Source organism: Streptomyces sp. NPDC097981 (assembly GCF_040302565.1).
In the GTDB taxonomy this organism is placed as follows: domain Bacteria; phylum Actinomycetota; class Actinomycetes; order Streptomycetales; family Streptomycetaceae; genus Streptomyces.
In genome coordinates, this window is record NZ_JBEORW010000019.1 from 1 (window position 1) to 20,501 (window position 20,501).

Annotated in this window: 22 protein-coding genes; 10 read left to right on the plus strand and 12 right to left on the minus strand. The window is 72.3% G+C overall.

Features of this window, described 5'->3' with window-relative positions; all coding sequences use genetic code 11:
• Positions 1–236: 236 nt before the first annotated feature.
• Positions 237–1,253, minus strand: a complete 1,017-nt coding sequence (locus ABTY04_RS19475; protein ID WP_352214585.1) for an aldo/keto reductase — start codon at positions 1,251–1,253, stop codon at positions 237–239.
• Positions 1,250–1,645, minus strand: a complete 396-nt coding sequence (locus ABTY04_RS19480) for a MerR family transcriptional regulator (RefSeq protein WP_352214586.1) — start codon at positions 1,643–1,645, stop codon at positions 1,250–1,252. Before ABTY04_RS19480 ends, ABTY04_RS19475 begins: the two co-directional genes overlap by 4 nt.
• Before the next feature lie 70 nt (positions 1,646–1,715).
• Here ABTY04_RS19480 and ABTY04_RS19485 point away from each other — a divergent pair, with 70 nt between their 5' ends.
• A complete protein-coding gene (locus ABTY04_RS19485) occupies positions 1,716–2,534 on the plus strand; it encodes a serine hydrolase domain-containing protein (protein WP_352214702.1) in 819 nt (272 codons plus the stop codon).
• A gap of 13 nt (positions 2,535–2,547) precedes the next feature.
• Here ABTY04_RS19485 and ABTY04_RS19490 read toward each other — a convergent pair whose 3' ends face one another.
• Complete coding sequence (locus ABTY04_RS19490; RefSeq protein WP_352214587.1) at positions 2,548–3,201, minus strand: pirin family protein; 654 nt, start codon at positions 3,199–3,201, stop codon at positions 2,548–2,550.
• A gap of 80 nt (positions 3,202–3,281) precedes the next feature.
• On the opposite strand from ABTY04_RS19490, the gene ABTY04_RS19495 reads away from it, so the two are divergent.
• The 5 genes from ABTY04_RS19495 (at position 3,282) to fabF (ending at position 8,170) form a co-directional block, all read left to right on the plus strand.
• Complete coding sequence (locus tag ABTY04_RS19495) at positions 3,282–4,487, plus strand: PucR family transcriptional regulator (RefSeq protein ID WP_352214588.1); 1,206 nt, start codon at positions 3,282–3,284, stop codon at positions 4,485–4,487.
• A gap of 89 nt (positions 4,488–4,576) precedes the next feature.
• Entirely contained in the window at positions 4,577–5,494 is a 918-nt protein-coding gene (locus ABTY04_RS19500; RefSeq protein ID WP_352214589.1) for an ACP S-malonyltransferase, read from the plus strand.
• Between the two features lie 19 nt (positions 5,495–5,513).
• A complete protein-coding gene (locus ABTY04_RS19505; RefSeq protein WP_352214590.1) occupies positions 5,514–6,518 on the plus strand; it encodes a ketoacyl-ACP synthase III in 1,005 nt (334 codons plus the stop codon).
• A 58-nt stretch (positions 6,519–6,576) separates the two neighbouring features.
• Complete coding sequence (locus ABTY04_RS19510; RefSeq protein WP_030009997.1) at positions 6,577–6,825, plus strand: acyl carrier protein; 249 nt, start codon at positions 6,577–6,579, stop codon at positions 6,823–6,825.
• A gap of 79 nt (positions 6,826–6,904) precedes the next feature.
• On the plus strand, positions 6,905–8,170 hold the full coding sequence (gene fabF / locus ABTY04_RS19515; protein ID WP_352214591.1) for a beta-ketoacyl-ACP synthase II: 1,266 nt from the start codon (positions 6,905–6,907) through the stop codon (positions 8,168–8,170).
• Positions 8,171–8,233: 63 nt separating this feature from the next.
• On the opposite strand, the gene ABTY04_RS19520 is transcribed toward fabF, so the two are convergent.
• A complete protein-coding gene (locus ABTY04_RS19520) occupies positions 8,234–8,728 on the minus strand; it encodes a DUF3145 domain-containing protein (protein WP_352214592.1) in 495 nt (164 codons plus the stop codon).
• Between the two features lie 250 nt (positions 8,729–8,978).
• Between ABTY04_RS19520 and ABTY04_RS19525 the strand changes: the two genes are divergently transcribed.
• The gene (locus tag ABTY04_RS19525) at positions 8,979–9,875 is read left to right on the plus strand and encodes an SGNH/GDSL hydrolase family protein (protein WP_352214593.1); all 897 of its coding nucleotides are present in this window, start codon (positions 8,979–8,981) and stop codon (positions 9,873–9,875) included.
• Between the two features lie 155 nt (positions 9,876–10,030).
• Here ABTY04_RS19525 and ABTY04_RS19530 read toward each other — a convergent pair whose 3' ends face one another.
• Positions 10,031–10,681, minus strand: coding sequence for a hypothetical protein (locus ABTY04_RS19530; protein WP_352214594.1), 651 nt, complete (start codon positions 10,679–10,681; stop codon positions 10,031–10,033).
• A gap of 114 nt (positions 10,682–10,795) precedes the next feature.
• Between ABTY04_RS19530 and ABTY04_RS19535 the strand changes: the two genes are divergently transcribed.
• Positions 10,796–11,509, plus strand: coding sequence for a carbon-nitrogen hydrolase family protein (locus ABTY04_RS19535; RefSeq protein WP_352214595.1), 714 nt, complete (start codon positions 10,796–10,798; stop codon positions 11,507–11,509).
• A gap of 53 nt (positions 11,510–11,562) precedes the next feature.
• On the opposite strand, the gene ABTY04_RS19540 is transcribed toward ABTY04_RS19535, so the two are convergent.
• From ABTY04_RS19540 to ABTY04_RS19550, 3 genes are all read right to left on the minus strand, one after another.
• Complete coding sequence (locus tag ABTY04_RS19540; RefSeq protein ID WP_352214596.1) at positions 11,563–13,155, minus strand: DUF2142 domain-containing protein; 1,593 nt, start codon at positions 13,153–13,155, stop codon at positions 11,563–11,565.
• Positions 13,156–13,168: 13 nt separating this feature from the next.
• Positions 13,169–14,896 (minus strand): hypothetical protein, encoded by a 1,728-nt coding sequence (locus ABTY04_RS19545; protein ID WP_352214597.1) that lies wholly within the window; start codon positions 14,894–14,896, stop codon positions 13,169–13,171.
• Positions 14,897–15,154: 258 nt separating this feature from the next.
• A complete protein-coding gene (locus ABTY04_RS19550) occupies positions 15,155–15,736 on the minus strand; it encodes a DUF1707 domain-containing protein (protein ID WP_352214598.1) in 582 nt (193 codons plus the stop codon).
• A 132-nt stretch (positions 15,737–15,868) separates the two neighbouring features.
• On the opposite strand from ABTY04_RS19550, the gene ABTY04_RS19555 reads away from it, so the two are divergent.
• Entirely contained in the window at positions 15,869–16,594 is a 726-nt protein-coding gene (locus ABTY04_RS19555; protein ID WP_352214599.1) for a hotdog fold domain-containing protein, read from the plus strand.
• A 15-nt stretch (positions 16,595–16,609) separates the two neighbouring features.
• Here the strand turns inward: ABTY04_RS19555 and ABTY04_RS19560 are convergent, their stop codons facing one another.
• From ABTY04_RS19560 to ABTY04_RS19570, 3 genes are all read right to left on the minus strand, one after another.
• Complete coding sequence (locus ABTY04_RS19560; protein ID WP_352214600.1) at positions 16,610–17,617, minus strand: EI24 domain-containing protein; 1,008 nt, start codon at positions 17,615–17,617, stop codon at positions 16,610–16,612.
• Positions 17,618–17,683: 66 nt separating this feature from the next.
• A complete protein-coding gene (locus ABTY04_RS19565; protein ID WP_352214601.1) occupies positions 17,684–18,106 on the minus strand; it encodes an organic hydroperoxide resistance protein in 423 nt (140 codons plus the stop codon).
• Positions 18,107–18,170: 64 nt separating this feature from the next.
• Positions 18,171–19,190, minus strand: a complete 1,020-nt coding sequence (locus tag ABTY04_RS19570) for an NADP-dependent oxidoreductase (RefSeq protein WP_352214602.1) — start codon at positions 19,188–19,190, stop codon at positions 18,171–18,173.
• Between the two features lie 99 nt (positions 19,191–19,289).
• Between ABTY04_RS19570 and ABTY04_RS19575 the strand changes: the two genes are divergently transcribed.
• Positions 19,290–19,712, plus strand: a complete 423-nt coding sequence (locus ABTY04_RS19575; RefSeq protein WP_266994296.1) for a MarR family winged helix-turn-helix transcriptional regulator — start codon at positions 19,290–19,292, stop codon at positions 19,710–19,712.
• Between the two features lie 36 nt (positions 19,713–19,748).
• Here the strand turns inward: ABTY04_RS19575 and ABTY04_RS19580 are convergent, their stop codons facing one another.
• Positions 19,749–20,459: an SCO2400 family protein gene (locus ABTY04_RS19580; RefSeq protein WP_352214603.1), complete on the minus strand. Its 711-nt coding sequence runs from the start codon at positions 20,457–20,459 to the stop codon at positions 19,749–19,751.
• Positions 20,460–20,501: the final 42 nt, after the last annotated feature.

Here is a 20,501-nt window from a genome sequence, read left to right on the forward strand (position 1 = left end):
CTCAAAACCCGCACCCGCTACGACGAAGCGACCGCCTGGTCCCACCACGCTTAACCCCATGCCGCTTGACACCGAACGACATGGGGTGTCTGACCCGCCCGGCCGCCGGCCCCGCTGCCGGGCTCACCGGCCCGACGGGTACGGCGGCCGGGCGGGCGCGGACGGTCGTGGACGGTCGTGGAATCGGCCACGGCGGCCCGGCCAGGATCCCTCCCGGCGGCCGCCGGGGCGAAGGCTCAGGCCTCGCGGGCCGCGGACGTCCAGTTCATGTCCGGGTAGCGGTCGCCCGCGACCTGGGCGGCGATCGGCTCCAGCAGGGCCAGCTCCGCCTGCGTCAGGGTGATCCGGGTCGCCGCGGTGTTCTCGGCGAGGCGGCGGGGCTTGCGGGTGCCCGGGATCGGGACCACCGTCAGGCCGTGCACCTGCGCCTGCTGGTGCACCCAGGCCAGCGCGATCTGCGCCGGGCTCGCCCCGTGTGCCTGTGCGATCTCCCGCACCGGCGCCAGCAGAGCCGCGTTGGCCTTGGCGTTGTCGCCGGTGAACCGGGGCTGGAAGGCCCGGAAGTCGCCGGCCGACAGCTCCGCCGCGTCCGCGAACGCGCCGGTCAGGAAACCGCGCCCGAGCGGGGAGTACGGCACGAAGGCCACGCCCAGCTCCGCCGCCGCGCCCACCGCGCTGCGCTCCACGTCCCGGCTGAACAGCGACCACTCCGACTGGAGCGCCGCGATCGGGTGCACCGCGTACGCCTCGCGCAGCTCTGCACCGGTGACCTCGCTGAGCCCCAGGTGGCGCACCTTCCCTTCCTTCACCAGCTCGGCCATCGTGCCCACCGACTCGGCGAACGGCACGGCCGGGTCGCGGCGGTGCATGTAGTAGAGGTCGATGACATCGGTGCCGAGGCGGCGCAGGCTGTCCTCCACCGCCTGGCGGATGTACGCGCGCTCGTTGCGGATGCCCCGGTACTGCGGGTCGTCGGTGCGCTCGATGCCGAACTTGGTGGCGAGGGTGATCTCGTCCCGGTGCTCGGCCACGAACGGGGCGACGAACTCCTCGTTGCGGCCTCGCCCGTAGACGTCCGCGGTGTCGAAGAGGGTGACCCCGGCGACCAGGGCCGCTTCCAGGGTGTCGCGGGCCGTCGCCTCGTCGGTCTCCCCGTAGAACTCGCTCATGCCCATGCAGCCGAGGCCCTGGATGCCCACCAGCGGGCCTCCCTTGCCGAGTTCGACCTTCTCGATGGTGGTGTTCTGCGTCATTGTCGTGTCGCCTTCCCCGCGGTCGTGCCCATGGCATACATGTCGATCTTGAAGTCCAGTACGGCGAGCGCGTCGGTCAGCTCCGTGATCCGCGCCCGTACCTCGCGCCTCGTCTGCTCCAGCAGTTCGCGGCGCTGGCCGACGGTGTGCTCGCCCTCGCGCACGAGTTCGGCGTAACGGACCATGTCAGCCACCGACATTCCGGTGGTGCGCAGCTTGCCCACGAAGGCCAGCCAGTGGAGGTCCTTGTCGCTGAACCGGCGCTGTCCCGAGTGTGAGCGGTCCACGTGCGGCATCAGGCCGATCCGCTCGTACCAGCGCAGGGTGTGCTGGGTCAGACCGGTCCGGGCCTCGACCTCGCTGATCGTGTACCGCGTCTCCGTCAGGCTCATGGCGACCACGCTAAAACCCTGGAGTGCACTCCAAGCAAGTAGGCTCGGCCGCATGGAGAGCGTGGAGACCCTGCAGAGCCTGCGGAACATCGAGAACTGGCCGGTACCGACCGCCGCGGCGGCCGTGGTGCGCGCCGACGGGAGCCTGGCCGGTTCCCACGGGCCCGTCGACCACCGTTTCGCGCTGGCCTCGGTGACCAAGCCGCTCGCCGCGTACGCCGCGCTCGTCGCGTACGAGGAGGGGGCGATCGAGCTGGACGAGCCGGCCGGGCCCGAAGGGTCGACGGTCCGTCACCTGCTGGCGCACACCAGCGGGCTGGCCTTCGACGAGCACCGCGCGATGGCCCCGGCGGGCACGCGCCGGCTGTACTCGAACGCCGGTTTCGAGGTGCTCGGCGACCACATCGCCAAGGCCACCGGCATCCCCTTCGCGGAGTATCTGCGCCAGGCCGTGTTCGAGCCCCTCGGCATGGCGTCGAGCACGCTGGAGGGCTCGCCCGCGAAGGACGGCGTCTCGACCGTGTCCGACCTCGTCCGGTTCGCCGCCGAGCTCCAGGCGCCCCGGCTGCTCGACGTGCGCACGGTCGCGGAGGCCACCTCCGTCGTCCACCCGGGCCTCAAGGGCGTGCTCCCCGGGTACGGGATCCAGTCCCCCAACGACTGGGGGCTCGGCCTGGAGATCCGCGACGGCAAGTCCCCGCACTGGACGGGCGCCTCGTCCTCGGCGCGCACGTTCGGCCACTTCGGGCAGGCCGGCACCTTCCTGTGGGTGGACCCGGACGCACGCGCCGCGTGTGTGGCGCTGGCCGACCGCGCCTTCGGACCGTGGGCCGTGGAGGCCTGGCCCGCGTTCACCGACGCAGTCCTCGCCGAGCTCGCCGCCCGCTGAGCGGCGGCACGGCCTAGGGAAGCTCCCAGATCAGCAGCTCCCCCGGGGACCCGGCGAGGATCTCCAGGTCCCGTTCGCCGGTGATCCGCGCGGCGTCCCCGGGGCCGAGCTCCTCCCCGTCCAGGCGCAGGTCCCCGCGTACCACGTGCATGTAGACCCGCTCCGCGGCCGGTACGGCGACCCGCTCGCCCGCGCCCGGCCTGCGCACGTGCAGGACGGCGCCGGCCGCGGGAACCTCGTACGGGGTGTCGTCGGCGATCCGGGGGACGAGCGTGTACGAGGGCTCCCCGCCGGCGGCCAGCGGTGCGAGCCACGTCTGGACGAAGCGCAGCGGCGCCGCGCCGTCGTTGCGTTCGACGTGCCGGGCGCCGGATCCGGCGCCGAGGTGCTGCACGTCGCCGGGCCGCACCAGGGTGCTCTCGCCGGTGCTGCCCTTGTGCGTGAGCTCGCCCTCGACGACCCAGGTCACGATCTCGGTGTGGCTGTGCGGGTGCTCGTCGAAGCCGGCGCCCGGCACGAGGGTCTCCTCGTTGCAGGCCAGGAGCGGGCCGAAGCGCAGGTTGTCCGGATCGTAGAACCCGCCGAAGGAGAAGGCGTGCAAGGTGGCGATCCCGGCGTCCGGATCCCCGCCCTCGTACCGGTCGGCCCCGCGGCGTACGTCAATCATGGTCGTCACGGTAGCCCCCGGCGGCAGGCCGCTGCGGGACCGGACTCCGCGCCGCCGTCCCGATAAGGCAGTCTTGTCCCGTGCCCCAACCCGAACGTGAGCATTCCCCCGCGCATCCCGCTCCCGCCCATCAGCACGCCGCGACGCTGCGCCGGCTGGAGAAGTCCTCCGGCCGGCTCGCCGCCAACGCGATCGCCCGCATGGACGAGACCCTGCCGTGGTACCGGGCGATGCCCCCGGAGAACCGGTCCTGGATCGGCCTGGTCGCACAGGCCGGTATCGCCGCGTTCACGGAGTGGTTCCGGCACCCGGAGACACCGCAGGCGATTTCGACGGACGTGTTCGGGACGGCTCCGCGGGAGCTGACCCGGGCGATCACCCTGCGCCAGACCGTGGAGATGGTCCGGACGACGATCGAGGTCATGGAGGCCGCGATCGAGGAGGTCGCCGCCCCGGGCGACGAGTCGATCCTGCGCGAGGCGCTGCTGGTGTACGCCCGGGAGATCGCGTTCGCGACGGCCCAGGTGTACGCGCAGGCAGCCGAGGCGCGCGGGGCGTGGGACGCCCGGCTGGAGTCCCTCGTCGTGAACGCGGTGCTGTCCGGCGAGGCCGACGAGGGCGCGCTGTCGCGGGCCGCGGCGCTCGGCTGGAACTCGCCGGAGCACGTGTGCGTGGTGCTCGGCACCGCGCCGGAGGGCGACAGCGAGCTGACGGTCGAGGCGATCCGGCGCGCGGCCCGCCACCACAAGCTCCAGGTCCTGACGGGTGTGCTCGGCGACCGCCTGGTCGTGATCGCGGGCGGCAGCGACAACCCGATCCAGGTGGCGAAGTCGCTGATCGGGCCGTTCGCGGCGGGTCCGGTGGTGGCCGGTCCGGTGGTTCCGGATCTGCTGAACGCCACCAAGTCCGCGCAGGCCGCGGCGGCCGGGCTGAAGGCGTGCACGGCCTGGCAGGACGCTCCGCGGCCGGTGCTGGCGGACGATCTCCTGCCCGAGCGCGCGATCGCCTCGGATCCCTCCGCCCGGGAACAGCTGGTGGAGGAGATCTACAGACCGCTGGAAGAGGCGGGTTCGGCGTTGCTGGAGACGCTGAGCGTATATCTGGAGCAGGCGAGCAGCCTGGAGGGCGCGGCGCGGATGCTGTTCGTGCACCCCAACACGGTGCGCTACCGGCTCCGACGTGTGACCGACGTCACCGGCTGGTCACCGTCCGATGTCCGCTCGGCGTTCACGCTGCGGATCGCCTTGATCCTCGGGCGTCTGGCCGACGGCGATCAGCAGTCCTAGACTTTTGTCGGACATCAACAATTACCCTGACGGTTCTTCGTCCCTGTCCCCACGGGCGGCGGGGACCGTCCACAAGAGAGAGTGTGAGGGTGCTCGTACTCGTCGCTCCCGGCCAAGGCGCACAGACGCCCGGCTTCCTGACTCCCTGGCTCGAACTGCCCGGCGCCGCCGACCGCGTCGCCGCGTGGTCGGACGCCATCGGGCTCGACCTTGCCCACTACGGCACGAAGGCTGACGCGGACGAGATCCGCGACACGGCGGTGGCCCAGCCGCTGCTGGTGGCCGCCGGCCTGCTGTCCGCTTCCGCTCTGGGCTCACGTACGGCCTTCGGTGCCGTCGCGGGCCACAGTGTCGGTGAGATCACCGCCGCCGCGTACGCCGGCGTGCTGTCCGACGAGGACGCGCTGTCGTTCGTACGGACCCGCGGGCTGGCCATGGCCGAGGCCGCCGGCGTCGCCGAGACGGGCATGGCCGCGGTGCTCGGGGGCGACCGGGACGTGGTCGTCGCACACCTGGAGAAGCTGGGTCTGACCGCGGCCAACATCAACGGTGCGGGCCAGATCGTGGCCGCAGGCACGATGGAGCAGATCGAGGCCCTGGTGGCCGAGAAGCCCGAGGGCTCCACGAAGGTCGTCGCCCTCAAGGTCGCGGGCGCCTTCCACACGCACCACATGGCTCCCGCGGTCACCACGTTGGAGAAGGCCGCGCAGGCTCTCGCCCCGGCCGACCCGGCGCTGAAGTACGTCTCGAACAAGGACGGCCACGTCGTCGCCACGGGTGCCGACGTCGTCGCCCGCCTGGTCGGCCAGGTCGCCAACCCGGTCCGCTGGGACCTGTGCATGGAGACGTTCGGCGAGCTGGGTGTCACCGGGATCGTCGAGCTCAGCCCGGGTGGCACCCTGACGGGTCTGGCCAAGCGCGCGCTCAAGGGCGTGCCGAGTGTGGCCCTGAAGACGCCGGACGATCTCGAAAAGGCCGCGGCGCTGCTTGCCGAGCACGCGGTCTGAGAGAAGGAGCCCACTCAGCATGTCGAAGATCAAGCCTGCCAAGGGCTCCCCGTACGCCCGTATTCTCGGCGTCGGCGGCTACCGCCCGACCCGCGTGGTCTCCAACGAGGTCATCCTGGAGACGATCGACTCGTCCGACGAGTGGATCCGCTCCCGCTCCGGTATCGCGACCCGGCACTGGGCCTCGCCCCAGGAGACTGTCGCCGCGATGTCGGTGGAGGCCTCCGGCAGGGCGCTGGCCGATGCCGGCATCTCGCCCGAGCAGATCGGTGCCGTGATCGTCTCGACGGTCTCGCACTTCAAGCAGACGCCGGCCGTCGCGACCGAGATCGCGCACCGGATCGGCGCGGTCAAGCCCGCCGCGTTCGACATCTCCGCCGGCTGCGCCGGCTTCGGCTACGGACTGACGCTGGCCAAGGGCCTGGTCATCGAGGGCTCGGCCCAGTACGTCCTCGTCATCGGCGTGGAGCGGCTGTCGGACCTGACCGACCTGGAGGACCGCGCGACGGCCTTCCTGTTCGGCGACGGCGCCGGCGCCGTGGTCGTCGGCCCCTCGGACGAGCCGGCCATAGGCCCCACCGTCTGGGGTTCCGAAGGCGACAAGTCCGAGACGATCAAGCAGACCGTGCCGTGGGACGAGTACCTCGGCAAGGACGGCGGCGAGAAGTTCCCGGCCATCACGCAGGAGGGTCAGGCGGTCTTCCGCTGGGCCGTCTTCGAGATGGCCAAGGTGGCCCAGCAGGCGCTCGACGCGGCCGGGATCACCGCGGAGGACCTGGACGTCTTCATCCCGCACCAGGCAAACATGCGGATCATCGACTCGATGGTGAAGACTCTGAAGCTGCCGGAGCACGTCACGGTCGCCCGTGACGTGGAGACCACCGGCAACACGTCGGCCGCCTCGATCCCGCTCGCTATGGAGCGGCTCCTGGCGACCGGAGCGGCGAAGAGCGGCGACACCGCGCTCGTCATCGGCTTCGGGGCTGGACTCGTCTACGCCGCGACGGTCGTTACCCTCCCCTAGGGCACGGGAACCACATCCCGCCCTGTTTCACCCCGTTTAGCTAAAGAAGGAGCGCCACATGGCCGCCACGCAGGAAGAGATCGTCGAGGGTCTCGCGGAGATCGTCAACGAGATCGCCGGTATCCCGACCGAGGACGTCGCGATCGAGAAGTCCTTCACCGACGACCTGGACGTCGACTCGCTGTCCATGGTCGAGGTCGTCGTCGCCGCCGAAGAGCGCTTCGACGTCAAGATCCCGGACGAGGACGTCAAGAACCTCAAGACGGTCGGCGACGCCGCTGACTACATCCTGAAGCACCAGGCCTGAGCCTGACGAGCGTTTGTCGCCACCCGGCGGTGGCGCCGTGACAATTCAGCACCCCCTGAGACGTGGAGAAAGAATTCCTGTGAGCCCGACCAATCGCACCGTGGTCGTCACCGGTATCGGCGCAACCACTCCGCTGGGTGGCGACAGCGCTTCGACCTGGGAAGGTCTGCTCGCCGGTCGTTCCGGCGTCAAGCCCCTTGAGGGTGAGCGCTTCGCCGAACTCCCGGTCCGTATCGCCGCCCCGGTCGCCGTGGACCCGAGCGAGGTCCTGCCTCGCCCGCTGGCCCGCAAGCTGGACCGTTCGGCCCAGTTCGCCGTCATCGCCGCCCGTGAGGCCTGGGCCGATGCCGGTTACACCGCCCCGGCGGGCGAGGACGCGGCCATCGCGCCCGAGCGCCTGGGCACCGTGATCGCCTCCGGTATCGGCGGCGTCACCACCCTGCTCGACCAGTACGACGTACTGAAGGAAAAGGGTGTGCGCCGGGTCTCCCCGCACACCGTCCCCATGCTCATGCCGAACGGCCCGTCGGCCAACGTCGGCCTGGAGGTCAACGCCCAGGCAGGCGTGCACACCCCGGTCAGCGCGTGCGCCTCGGGCGCCGAGGCCATCGGCTACGCCGTCGAGATGATCCGTACCGGCCGTGCCGACGTGGTCGTCGCGGGCGGCACCGAGGCGGCGATCCACCCGCTGCCGATCGCCGCGTTCGCCAACATGATGGCGATGTCCAAGAACAACGAGAACCCCCAGCAGGCCTCCCGCCCGTACGACAAGGCTCGTGACGGCTTCGTCCTCGGCGAGGGCGCGGGCGTCGTGGTCCTGGAGTCCGCCGAGCACGCCGCCGCGCGCGGCGCCCGGGTCTACTGCGAGGTGCTGGGCCAGGGCCTGTCCGCGGACAGCCACCACATCGCGCAGCCGGAGCCGACCGGCCGCGGTGTCGCGGCCGCGGTGCAGAACCTGCTGGACAACACGGGTCTCGACCCTGCCGAGCTGGTCCACCTGAACGCGCACGCCACGTCGACCCCGCAGGGTGACACGGCCGAGCTGAAGGCTCTGCGCAAGGTCCTGGGCGACGACCTCGACCACATCGCGATCTCCGCGACGAAGTCGATGACCGGTCACCTGCTGGGCGGCGCCGGCGGTATCGAGACCGTCGCGACCGTGCTCGCGCTGTACCACCGGATCGCCCCGGCGACCATCAACGTCGACGACCTCGACGAGGACATCGACGCGGACATCGTCGTCGGCGAGCCGCGCAAGCTGCCGGCCGACGGCCCGATCTCCGCGATCAACAACTCGTTCGGCTTCGGCGGACACAACGTCACCCTGGCGTTCCGTACTGTCTGACGCGCAGTCACAGGCAGAAGGCCCACCCGGTTTCCCGGGTGGGCCTTCTGCGTGTCCGCGCGCTCAGACCACCTGGTGGAGCCAGCGGACCGGGGCGCCCTCGCCCGCGTAGCGGAAGGGCTCCAGTTCGTCGTCCCAGGGCTTGCCGAGGAGTTTGGCGATCTCCGCCTCCAGGTCCGTCTCGCCGCGCGAGGACCGGGCGAGGGCGGCGCGCAGCCGGTCCTCGGGGATCAGGATGTCGCCGTGCATGCCGGTGACGGCGTGGAAGATGCCGAGCTCCGGGGTGGAGCTGTAGCGCTCGCCCTCGGCGGTCGGGCAGGGCTCGGCGGTCACCTCGAAGCGCAGCAGGTGCCAGCCGCGCAGCGCGGAGGCGAGCTTCGACGCGGTGCCCCCTTCGGCCTGCCAGGAGAACTCGGCTCTCCAGGTGCCGGGGGAGGCGGGCTGCCTGATCCAGTCGAGGTTCACCCGCACCCCGAGCACCCCCGCAACAGCCCATTCCACGTGCGGGCAGAGCGCGCGCGGTGCGGAATGCACGTACAGAACTCCACGTGTCGTCACCGGGACCTCCAGTGTGGGACGAGGTCGGGAATAAACTCCAGAAAACGGACAGTATGTGACGTGATGTAATGTAACGGAAATTATTTGACATTGCGCTACGGGACCTGCGGCCGAAACGCCACGGGAAAAAGCTACCGTGCGCCAGGGGTCATGGTGTGACGTACGGTCGGTCCGAGGCCGCCAATCACACAGCATTCACTCAGCAGGACGCCCCCGCAGGACGTGGGGCGACAAGGAGGGGAACCACCCGATGCGCACCACCGCCATGCGACGCCGCGCGCGTCGGACTCTTGCGGGCGCGGGCGCGGCGACGGCTCTCCTGGCCGGATTGCTGACCGGATGCGACTCGGGCGGGTCGGCCACCGAGGGTGAACGGGGAGCGCAGGCCGGGCCGCGCTGGAACACCGCGCCCGCGTCGATCGCCGCCGTCGGCGATTCCATCACGCGGGGTTTCGACGCCTGTTCGGTGCTGGCGGACTGCCCCGAGGTCTCCTGGGCCACGGGCACCGACCCCGCCGTCCGCTCCCTCGCCACCCGGCTGCTGGGGGAGGCCGGGGCGCCGGCGCGCAGTTGGAACTACGCGGTGACGGGCTCGCGGATGGCGGACCTGGCGGGGCAGCTGGCCTCGGCCGCGGAGCACAAGCCCGGCCTGGTCACGGTGATGGTGGGCTCGAACGACGCCTGCCGCCCGTCGGTCTCGTCGATGACGCCGGTGGCGGAGTTCCGGGCCGGGTTCGAGAAGGCCCTCGCCGGTCTGCGGGCGGCCTCCCCCGCGTCGCAGGTGTACGTCTCCAGCGTGCCGGACCTCCAGCGGCTGTGGGAGCAGGGCAAGGACAGTCCGATGGTGCGGCAGATCTGGAAGCTGGGGATCTGCCAGTCGATGCTGGCGGACCCGCTGTCGGCGGCGACCGGGTCGACGGCCCGGCGCGAGCAGGTGCGGGCGCGGGTGGTCGAGTACAACGAGGTGCTCCGCGAAGTCTGTGCGAAGGACGCGCTGTGCCGCTACGACGGCGGTGCGGTGTTCCAGTACCCCTTCGCCGCGGACCAGTTGAGCCGGTGGGACTGGTTCCATCCGGGCAAGGACGGGCAGGCCCGGCTCGCGGAGCTGGCGCACCGCCAGGTGACGGCCGCCGAGCCGCCGCGCTGACGGATCGGTCGAGGACCGGGAGCCGGGGGCCGGGGGCACCTCCCAGCGGCAGCCGGGAGAGCGTCAGGACCCGCCCCCGGGTCCGGTTCATGGGTGATTTCCGGCCATGGGTGCGCCCTGGATCTCAACGCCCTGCTGCGGGGGCCCGAAGCGCCCTAAGCCCTCCCCAGCAGCGGGTCGTGGACGGCGCAGGGCGGGCGCCGGTCCGGGGCGGGGACCCGGTAGAAGACCCGGTCGCGCAGGCGTCCCGTCCAGGGCTCCCGCTCCGAGCGCCGCTTGACCAGGAGGTGGCGGCTGCTGCCCTCCGACAGGTGGGTCCGGTACGTGGCGAGCAGCGGGTCCGCGGGGCCTAGGAAATCCCGGATCTGATCCTCCACCAGGCAGAACGGGCAGTGCGGTCCGGGCAGGACGTGGAACTGCCGGCCCTCCGGGTGGGCCTCGTCGGCGAAGGCGGTGAGGGCGAGCGAGCCGCTGAACATCACGCACACCCCCACGACCTGGGGCCCGGCGGCGCTCGCCGCCTGCCGGACCAGGCCCCGGAAGGCGTCGGTGTCGACCCGTTGGATCCGGGCCGCCAGGGTCCGCATCGCCGCGAACAGGCTGTGGACCGCGGCCGCCAGGGACACGAGGGCAACCGCGACCGCGGCCCCGGGCGGCCCGGTGGCCGCGAGCAGCCACAGGACGCCCGAGTTCAGGACGGCCATGAGCAGCACCGCCAGGCGAAGCCCGGCGCCGCTCGTGCGGACCACGCGGTACGAGACGATCAGGAAGGCGCCGGCGAGGACCGGGCGGATCCAGTCGGGCATCAGCCGGTCCTCCGTCAACTCCGGTGAACACAGTGGCCGTTACAGCATCGCCCGGCCGCCCCTCCGCGTCGACCCCCCGTTCGGGGTCCGCGGCGCGGCTGGCATGCTGACCCCGTGAAGATCGCAGCAGCCCAGCTCACCTGCATCCCGGCCGACGTACCCGCCAACACAGCACGGAGCGTCGCGCTCGCCGCCGAGGCCCGGGAGCAGGGCGCCGAGCTCGTCGTGTTCCCCGAGTTCACGCTCACCGGCTACGAGCTGGAGGCCCTGGCCGCCGAGCCCGGGCTGTGGATGGCGGACGCCGACGACCCCCGGCTGGATCCGCTGCGGTCCGCCGGCATCGCCGTCGCGGTCAATGCCGCACTGCGCACGGCCGGCCCGCTGCCCGCCATCGCGACGCTGGTCTACGGGGCGGACGGCAGGCACCTGACGACGTACGCGAAGCAGCACCTGTACCGGCACGAGCAGGGCGCCTTCGCGGCCGGCGGGAGCCCGGGCCGTTTCGAACTCGGCGGCATCCGCTTCTCCCTCGGCGTCTGCTACGACAACCATTTCCCGCAGCTCACCGCCCGGGCGGCGGCGGACGGCTGCCGGGTCCACCTGGCGAGCTCCCTGTACGGGACGGGCGACGGGATCCGGGAGCGGGCAACCGTGTACCCGGGGATCGCCGAGGAGCACGGCCTGTACGTCGTCCTCGGCAACCACGTGGGTCCGGCGGGCCCGTGGACCGGCTGCGGCCGCGCGGCGCTCTGGGCCCCGGGCGGCGCGCTGCTGGCCGAGGCCGACGACCGTACGCCCTCCGTGGTGACGGCCGATATCGGCGCCTGACGGCTTGGCGGCCCGGCTCCCCGGCGGCCCGGCCGTCACCCGGGGCGGACCGGTCAGCCGATGGCCGGCACCTTCGAATGCCGTCCGGAGCGGGTGCCGGCGGCCCGCTCCGCGGGATACTGCGCCGCATCGGGTTCGCGGTCCCGCATCAGGGCGGGAAGCACCAGGGCGAACGCCGCCGCCGTGTACACGCCGGTCCACAGCACCCAGCCGGCGGGCGGGGCCCAGTGCGCCGAGAAGGGCACCCAGGGGCCGCTGGTGCCGACCGCGAAGCGCCGCAGCGCCCAGAAGAACGCCGCCGCGTTCGCCAGCGCCAGCCCGACCGCGCCGAACCCGACCAGCCTGTGCCACGGGAACCCCTGCTCGGGGGCCCGGCTCGCGCAGATCAGCACGGCCATCAGCGGCAGGCCGACGGCGAACGGCAGCAGGTAGCGGCCCTGCCAGACCATGCCGAGCTGCTCCGCCTGCGAGGCCTGGGCGGCCACCGGCACCACCACGATCGCCACCAGCATGCCGATCAGCGCCACCGCCTCGCGCCACCGGCCGTACGCCAGCCCCAGTGCGGTGACCACCGCGATCACGCCCAGCCAGACCAGCCAGGTGAAGGCGGGCGCCGGGGTGTCCAGCCAGCCGAAGTAGCCCAGCATCTGGTGGACGTACGTCTCGGTGTTGCCGAAGGTCTGCCGGGCGGCTTCCTTGGCGGTGAGCGTCTTGGGGGTGTTGATCACCGAGTGGTCGGGATGCTGCCGGGCCCAGAGCAGCGCTCCGGCCGTGGCCGCGCCGAGCAGCGCCGTCCAGACCCACAGGGCTTTGCGGCGCAGTACCGGGCCCACTACGCCGCGGTGCGCGAGCAGCAGGCTGAAGAAGACCGCGCCGGAGAACCAGATCAGTCCGAGCGGCCGGATGTTGATCAGCACCAGCCCGCCGATGCCGACCCGGGCGAGGCGCCGGTTCAGCAGCCGGGGATCGGGCGACAGCATGATCGAGAGCAGGGCGGTCCACACGAGGACGCCGGCGGCGATCTCACCGCCGCTGGGGTTGACCATGCCGGCCATGTACAGGGCCATCGGGGTGGCCGCGGTGAACACGCCGAGCACGGCGAGCGAGCGCCTGCGCCGCCACTCGGCGGCCGTGACCACGGCGCCGGCCAGCAGCGCCGAGCAGAGCGCGGCCGACATCAGCCGCATCAGGTACAGCCCGTGCGGCCCCTTGACCAGCAGGCTCGGCCAGCCGGTGACGAGGTAGTAGGCCGGGTGGTAGCGGCCGGCGGCCGTGGTGACCTGGACGGTCTTCTCGGAGTGCCCGATCTCGGGCGCGCAGGAGGCGGGCTTGTCCTCGTGCCAGGCGTAGCACTCGTGCTGCTTGGACAGCGGCTTGTACCACTCGGGGAGCTGCACCCCGGTCTCGGCGAACTTGCCCTCGATGCCCGCCACCATGTGCGGAACCATCACCTCGGGGCCGCCGATCTGGCCCCGGGCGACGGCGGCCGCGCGGATGAAGTGGGCGTGCTCGTCGGGGGAGCCGCCGAGCGGGGTGGCCGCGGACCAGGAGGCCGCGAGCGTGAAGAACAGCGCGAAGGCGATGGCCCAGAGCCGCTTCGGGGTCCTGGCCGACCAGTCGGCCAGGCGCGTCAGTGCGGAGATCATCGCTTCCTTCTGCTCATCGGATGTAGCTCAGCCAGCTCTGGTCGCCGTCCTTGGAGCACTCGCCCTTGGGCGCGGACTTCGGGCACGTCCCGTCCTGCTTCCGGATGGTGTGCGACACCCAGGTCAGGACCCGGTAGGTGCCGTCCTGGGCCGGCATGTAGCGGTCGGACATCGACGAGGAGACGGTGCCCAGCAGGAGCAGGAGGGCGCAGAGGGTTCCGATCACCGCGCCTTCGCGGCCGGGGAAGCCGGTACGGCCCAAGACTCGAACCGTACCCTCCGCTTCTTCGGAAGGGGAGGCCGATCCGGGTGCGGATTCCGCGGACGCGGTCCGCCGCTCGGCCAGTCTGAGCGAGACCAGGTGCGCCACCAGCGCGCACAGGATCAGACCGCAGTAGAGCAGCTGGTTGTTGGTGCGCGTGTACAGCTGGACCGTCTGCGTCTCGTACATGTGCGAGGCGATGTACATGCGCATCACCCATGCGCTGATGAACATCGCGGCGATGGTGACGACCAGCGGCTTGCGCAGGCCCAGCCAGATCGCGGCGCCCAGGCACACGAAGGTCACCAGGGCGAACAGCCCGACTCCGCCGAACTCCCCGGGCGGCGGCCAGTCGCCCACCTTGCCGGGCATGTCGGTGCGCCACATCAGGTAGTAGGCCGGGTCGGTGAAGTTGTCGAAGCGGAAGTTGTAGTCCTTGGTGGTCTGCCCCTCTTTCAGCATGACCGTCAGGTAGCGCCCGGCCACGACGAGGAACCCCGCCAGGGCGGCGCCCATGAAGGCCGCGCCCTTGAGCCGGCCGGTCCGCCAGGGGAAGTAGAGCAGGGCGGCGAACAGGACGCCGGCGGCGCTCCACAGGAACCAGCCCGAGTAGGTGAGGAACAGAACGCCGAGCAGCACGCCGAAGCCGGCGCCCTTGAGCAGCAGCGGACGCCAGCCCTCCGTGCCGCTGCGGCGCAGCGCCACCACCATCGCCACCAGCACGGGGATCAGCAGCGCCAGCACAGTCTGGCTGTACGGCTTGTACGAGTCGATCAGCGCGAAGGCGGGCACGACGCCGAAGGCCAGCGCCCGGACCGGGCTCAGCAGCATGCGCCAGGCGAGGTAGACGAGCGGCCCGAAGGCGGCGGCGCCGAGGATCTGGAGGTCCTTGAAGGCGTACGCGGTGTTGCCGCCGTGGAACCACTCGGCGTAGTAGCCGAGGGTGTAGAGCGGCATCGGCGGGTAGACCGGCGAGCCCGAGGGCTGCCCGTTCGCGACGGCGTGGGCCCATTCGACGATCCGGCCGCTGTCGCCGTTGAGTCCGAACATCGGCCACGGCGTGCCCAGCAGTGCGACGACCGCGCCCGCCGCGACGAAGCCGCTGGCCAGGCCCGCGAGGGCCGCGGCGGCCAGCCGGGTGGCCAGGTCGAAGTGGCGCCCGCCGCGCAGCCGCATCGCCAGCAGCACGGCGCCGACGAACAGCAGCCCGATCAGCGCGAACCGCAGCTGGATCGCGGCCAGACCGCTGACCTGCGCGATCCGGTTGAGCGGGTCGAGCTTGAAACCGCGGGCCAGGAGCGGGAGGACCAGTGCCGCGGCGAACGCCACGGCGGCTTCCAGCAGCAGGAGCCCGCCGCGGGAGCGCAGCGCGCCCCGCCCGGCGGGAGCCGAGGACTCCGAGGTGCCGGAGGCGTGTGCGGCCGGTCCGCTCGGGGGAACCGGGCGCACGGCGGCCGCCCCCTCGGTACTGACTGTCACTGACGGTGTCCCTACTGCTGGTCGGGGCCGGCGCGACGGCCGGTCGTCGTTCTCGGCAAGCCACTGCCCGGCTCCGGGCCCGCGGTCCGGAGCTCCGGACCGCGGGCGCGTGCTCAAGGACGGTGTGGGACAGCCTCGGCTCTTGCCGCCACGCATACTATCGGGCCGCCTCTGACGGGCGCGGGCCCCGGGAAGGCGTCCCGGGCCGCCCCCGCGCCGCCCGGGACGGGTCCGCGGTCCCCGGCACGAAGGCGCAGGTCAGTCGAGGGCCCCGAACGCGGCGAGCACGAAGAGCAGCACCCAGCCGCCCAGCGAGAGCCAGCCGAGCACCAGTCCGATGGTCGCGGGCGCGCCGCCCTCGTCGCCGCGCGCGCGGATCTGCGCCTTCGCGATGTGGCCCGTGATCACGGCGCCCAGGCCCGCGGCGCCGAGCGTCGGCAGGCTCAGCACTCCCAGCGCGAGCGAGGCGATCGCCATCCCGTTGACAGGCCGGGGCGGCACGGGCATCGGCAGAGGCATCGGCACCGGTCCGAACGCGGGCGGCAGCACGGGCACCGCGGCGCCGAACGGGGCCACCATCGGCCCGGCCGGCAGGTCCGCGACCAGCTGCGCGAGCTGGCCGTACGTCTGCGCCTTGTGCACCGCGTCGAAGCGCTGCCCGTACTCCTCGCGGGACAGCCGGCCCTCCGCGTAGGCGGCCTTGAGCACGTCCACCGTCCGGTCGCGGTCGGTGTGCGAGGCGCGCATCGTGGACTGCGGGGTGTGCGCGGGCTGCCACGGCTGTCCGTACGGCTGCTGCGGGCGGACCGGGTACGGCTGCCCCCACGGCTGTTCGGCCATCCGGCCACCTCCGAAGCCCCTGCGCCTGGTGCGCGTCTCCAGGATGGAGGACGAACGGGCGGCAGCGATAGTTGCGGATCTTCCGGGCCGGACGCCTGTGACGAGGGCGACGGCTGTGATGAGGTGGCGGGTATGACCGACTTCGAGACGATCACGGTTCCCGCCCGCCTCTGCGGATATCCGGGGGTGGCCTTCGGCGGCTACGTGGCAGGGGTGATGGCCGCGCGGGCGGCCACGCAGACCGTACGGGTGGACTTCCGCCGGCCGGTGCCCACGGACACTCCGGTCCGGCTCGTGCAGGCCGCCGACGGCGGCGTCGAGCTGACGGACGGTGAGCTCCTGCTGGCGGCGGCGAGCCCCGCCGAGCCCGCCGTGGAGGCACCCGGGCCGCCGTCGTGGGAGCAGGCGTCCGGGGCGGCCGACGCGTACCGGGTGGCTCCCCCGGACGGGATGGTCGACTGCTTCGGCTGCGGTCTGCACCGCACTCCCGACACGGGCCTGCGCCTGCACTGCGGCCGGGTGCCCGGAAGCTCCCTGGTCGCCGCTGCCTGGACCCCGGGGCCCGCACTGGGCGACGCGGACGGACTCCTGCCGCCCGAGCTGGTGTGGGGCGCGCTGGACTGCCCGGGCAACGCGGCCGGCCGGCTGCTCGACGACCGGCGGGCCGGTGCGGTCACGGCCGCACTGACCGCGCGGCTGCTGCGGCCGGTGCCGGTGGGCGCGGGCCTCGTTTCGTACGCCTGGCTGCTCGGCACCGAGGGCCGCAAGTACCGCGTGGGCACGGCGCTGGCCACCGCCGACGGCGATCTGTGCGCGGTCGGCGAGGCCCTGTGGGTGGAGCCCCGCGCCCGGGCATAGGCCCTGGCCGCGGGGTCAGCGGTACGGGTTCGGCGAGGGCGCGTGGCCCCCGGCCGCGCCGCCCGCTCCGCCGCCTCCCGGGTACTGCGGGGGCTGCTGCGCGTACGGGTTCTGCTGCGGCGCGGGGGACTGGGCCGGGTACTGGGGCGCCGCGTACGGAGCCTGCTGCTGAGGGAGCGGGTGCGCCGGATACCCGGGCTGCCCCGGATACCCCTGCTGCGCCGGCTGTCCCGGGTGCGCCGCCCCGTCGGAGCCCTCGGCTCCGTCCCCGGCGGCCTGCTCCTCGTCCTCGCCGCGCAGTTCCCGGACCATGAGCGTGGCCCCGGCCACGGCGCCCGGCATCAGGAACACCGCCACCAGCGGCACCAGGAACGCGAGGACCAGGGGGACGCCGAAGCCGAGTGCCATCGCGCGGCGTCCGCGCAGCAGGGCGAGCCGGTCCTTCAGCTCCACCTCGCGGCGCTGGAGCGCGACCGCGGTGAGCTCCTCGGCGAGGAAAAACCCGGACACGCAGAACCCGATCACCGGGATCACGGTCTGGCCGGCCACGGGGATGAAGCCCAGTGCGAAGAGCAGGATCCCGTACAGCGTGACCCGGACGAGCACCTTGATGCTGTCCCGGGCCGAGATCCACAGCTCGCGGGCCAGCGGCAGCCCGGACTCGGGAGCGTCGCCGCCGACGCTGCGGTCGACCTGCTCCGAGAGGGACTCGTAGAACGGCTGGCCGATGAGCAGGGTCACCGCGGTGAAGGTGATCACGGCGGTGAAGAGGCCGAGGCAGAAGACCAGGGCGGTCAGGAAGCCCCGGAAGAGGCCGAGCCAGGGAGAGCCCCAGTCGTCGGCGAAGGGTGTCGCCCATGCCGTCAGGTCGTCGGCGCCGTAGCCGAGCCCTACGAGTGCGCCGGCGTACACCACCAGCGCGAGCAGCCCGGGCAGCAGGCCGAAGCCCAGCCACCGGCCGTTACGGAACACCCATCTCTGTCCGGCCAGCAGATGGCCGAATCCCCCCGCAAGATCACGCATGGGCACAGCTTACGGCGAAGGCCGCCCTCCGCATCGGGGGGCGGCCTCCGGTGAGCGCGAGCCGGATCAGACGGCGAGCTCGACCGTGATGTTGCCGCGGGTCGCCTTGGAGTACGGGCAGACCTGGTGGGCCTTCTCGATCAGGTCCTTGGCGGTGGCGGCGTCCACGTTCGGGATCACGGCGGAGATCTTGACGATGATGCCGAAGCCGTCGTCGTTCTTGCCGATGCCGACCTCGGCGGTGACGGTCGAGCCGGAGATGTCGGCGTTCTCGTTGCGGGCGACGACGCCGAGGGCGCCCTGGAAGCAGGCGCTGTAACCGGCGGCGAAGAGCTGCTCCGGGTTGGTGCCGGCGCCGCTGCCGCCCAGTTCCTTCGGCGGGTTCACGACGACGTCGAGCTGCCCGTCGTTGGTGGCCACGCGGCCGTCACGGCCGTTCTCGGCGGTGGCGACAGCGGTGTAGACGACGTCGGACTGCTGGATGGACATGAGAAAGGATCCTCCTGGTAATCGCCGTGACTCGCGCCCACGATCACAACGGTGTGCAGTGAGCCTAACCGGTGAAGGAAACGATCATCTTTCCGGTGTTGTCACCGCGCAGCATTCCGAGGAAGGCCTCGGTCGCGTTCTCCACGCCCTCGACCACGGTCTCGTCGGCCACGAGCTCACCGGAGCGCAGCCAGCCGGCGACGTCCTGGACGAACTGCGGCTGGAGCCCGGCGTGGTCGCCGACCAGCACGCCCTGCAGGCGCAGCCGCTTGCCGATGACGAGGGCCAGGTTGCGCGGGCCCGGGGTCGGCTCCGTGGCGTTGTACTGGGCGATCGCCCCGCACAGGGTGGCGCGGCCGTGCACGTTCAGGGAGGAGATGGCGGCTTCGAGGTGGTCCCCGCCGACGTTGTCGAAATAGACGTCGATGCCCTCGGGGGCGGCCTCCTTCAGCTGCTCGGCGACGGGGCCGTTCTTGTAGTTGAAGGCGGCGTCGAAGCCGTACTTCTCCGTGAGGAGCGTCACCTTCTCGTCCGAGCCGGCCGAGCCGATCACCCGGGAGGCGCCCTTGATCTTCGCGAACTGGCCGACGAGGCTGCCGACCGCACCGGCCGCGCCGGAGACGAAGACGGAGTCGCCCTCCTTGAAGGAGGCCACCTCGAAGAGGCCGGCGTAGGCGGTCAGGCCCGGCATGCCGAGCACGCCGAGGTAGGCGGAGAGCGGGGCGAGCGAGGCGTCGACCTTGGTGGCGTGCCTGGCGTCCACGTCGGCGTACTCGCGCCAGCCCAGGCCGTGCAGCACGTGGTCGCCGACCTCGAAGCCCTCGGCGGCGGAGGCCACGATCTCGCCGACCGCGCCGCCGTCCATCGGCTTGTCCAGCTGGAAGGGCGGGACGTAGGACTTCACGTCGTTCATCCGGCCGCGCATGTAGGGGTCCACGGACATGTGCAGGTTGCGGACCAGGATCCGGCCGGGGGCCGGAGCCGCAACCTCGACCTCGCGCAGAGCGAAGTCCTCGGCTACGGGCCAGCCCTGCGGGCGGCGGACGAGGTGCCACTCGCGGCTGACGGCGGGGATCTCAGACATGGGTGCTCCCGAATCGAGGAATCGACGAATGCTTCAGCAAGTGAAACAACCATGCGCCTTGATATTTCATGTTGTCAAGCAAGTGGGTACGCTGGACCCATGCCCAGTCGTCGCGCAGATCCCCTGACCGTCGAGGTTGTCGAGCTCATCGGCACCGTCGTGGCCCGCTACCACGAGGAGTACGAGCACGCGGCAGCCAGCCACCAGCTCACCGGCGCCCAGGCCCGGGTGCTGAACCTGCTGTCCCTGGAGCCGATGCCGATGCGCCGGATCGCGCAGCAGCTCAAGTGCGAGCCCTCGAACATCACCGGCATCGTCGACCGGCTGGAGTCCCGCGGCCTGGTCGAGCGCAGGCCGGACCCGGCGGACCGCCGGGTCAAGCTGGCCGCCCCGACGGAGGAGGGCCTGCAGACCGCGGACCGGCTGCGCGAGTCGCTGGACTTCGCGCGCGAACCGCTGGCCGGGCTGTCCACGGCCGAGCGGGCGGTCCTGCGGGACCTGCTCAAGCGGATGCTGGGCTGAGCGGGCGGCCGCCCGGCCGTCCCGCCGCCCGGCCGCTCAGCAGAAGAAGATGAACCAGCAGCCGCCGGTGGTCGGCGTCGGGCTCGGCACCGGAGGCGGCGGCGCCGTCCCGGATCCGCTCGGCGTCGGCTTCCCCGAACGACCGGGCTTTACGGACGGCCCCGGCCCGGTGGCACCCTGCGTCGGCCCTGTCTTGCCCGAGGCGGAGGCCGACGCCGACGGACCCGGCTGCGGTGTCCCCGCGGCGGACGCCCCGGCCCCGGCCGTCTTCGTCGCGCCCGCGGTGGTCTTCGCGGTCCCCGAGGCCTTCACCGGCTTCAGCGCCGAAGGTGCGGCGGGAGCGCTCTTGCCGCTCGGCAGCGGAGCCGGGTCCTGCGGGCCGTTCCCGTCGGTGAGCACCACCTCGGCGGCCCGGTCGGTCTTCTGCCCCTCGGTGACGATCCGGGCCAGCGCGAGCGTGCCCCCGACGGCGAGGGCCAGTCCGAGCCCGATGGTCAGCACAGTCCGCCGGCGCCGTCGGTCCGCGGAGCGGCGCCGCGACCCGGCGCGGCCCTGGTGCCCGCCGGACAGCACGACCACGGAGTCCGCGAACGGGTTGGCGGGCTCCGGCCGTGCGGGCTCGTACGGGGAGGCGGGCGCGGCAGGCACTCCGGGCGCGGGGGGCGGCAGGTATTCGAGCGGGGTTCCGCACCCGGCGCACGCCAGAGCGCCGTTGAGGTGCCTCCGGCATGCGTGGCAGTAGTCCATGACGTCCGCACGCTACGTGGTTCCGCGCAACATCCATATCGC

Excerpts from the sequence above, each read along its gene's own strand:
- ABTY04_RS19475 (WP_352214585.1), bottom strand. The coding sequence starts at position 1,253 with ATGACGCAGAACACCACCATCGAGAAGGTCGAACTCGGCAAGGGAGGC.
- ABTY04_RS19480 (WP_352214586.1), bottom strand. The coding sequence starts at position 1,645 with ATGAGCCTGACGGAGACGCGGTACACGATCAGCGAGGTCGAGGCCCGG.
- ABTY04_RS19490 (WP_352214587.1), bottom strand. The coding sequence starts at position 3,201 with ATGATTGACGTACGCCGCGGGGCCGACCGGTACGAGGGCGGGGATCCG.
- ABTY04_RS19505 (WP_352214590.1), top strand. The coding sequence starts at position 5,514 with ATGTCGAAGATCAAGCCTGCCAAGGGCTCCCCGTACGCCCGTATTCTC.
- ABTY04_RS19510 (WP_030009997.1), top strand. The coding sequence starts at position 6,577 with ATGGCCGCCACGCAGGAAGAGATCGTCGAGGGTCTCGCGGAGATCGTC.
- ABTY04_RS19525 (WP_352214593.1), top strand. The coding sequence starts at position 8,979 with ATGCGCACCACCGCCATGCGACGCCGCGCGCGTCGGACTCTTGCGGGC.
- ABTY04_RS19530 (WP_352214594.1), bottom strand. The coding sequence starts at position 10,681 with ATGCCCGACTGGATCCGCCCGGTCCTCGCCGGCGCCTTCCTGATCGTC.
- ABTY04_RS19540 (WP_352214596.1), bottom strand. The coding sequence starts at position 13,155 with ATGATCTCCGCACTGACGCGCCTGGCCGACTGGTCGGCCAGGACCCCG.
- ABTY04_RS19550 (WP_352214598.1), bottom strand. The coding sequence starts at position 15,736 with ATGGCCGAACAGCCGTGGGGGCAGCCGTACCCGGTCCGCCCGCAGCAG.
- ABTY04_RS19555 (WP_352214599.1), top strand. The coding sequence starts at position 15,869 with ATGACCGACTTCGAGACGATCACGGTTCCCGCCCGCCTCTGCGGATAT.
- ABTY04_RS19560 (WP_352214600.1), bottom strand. The coding sequence starts at position 17,617 with ATGCGTGATCTTGCGGGGGGATTCGGCCATCTGCTGGCCGGACAGAGA.
- ABTY04_RS19565 (WP_352214601.1), bottom strand. The coding sequence starts at position 18,106 with ATGTCCATCCAGCAGTCCGACGTCGTCTACACCGCTGTCGCCACCGCC.
- ABTY04_RS19570 (WP_352214602.1), bottom strand. The coding sequence starts at position 19,190 with ATGTCTGAGATCCCCGCCGTCAGCCGCGAGTGGCACCTCGTCCGCCGC.
- ABTY04_RS19575 (WP_266994296.1), top strand. The coding sequence starts at position 19,290 with ATGCCCAGTCGTCGCGCAGATCCCCTGACCGTCGAGGTTGTCGAGCTC.
- ABTY04_RS19580 (WP_352214603.1), bottom strand. The coding sequence starts at position 20,459 with ATGGACTACTGCCACGCATGCCGGAGGCACCTCAACGGCGCTCTGGCG.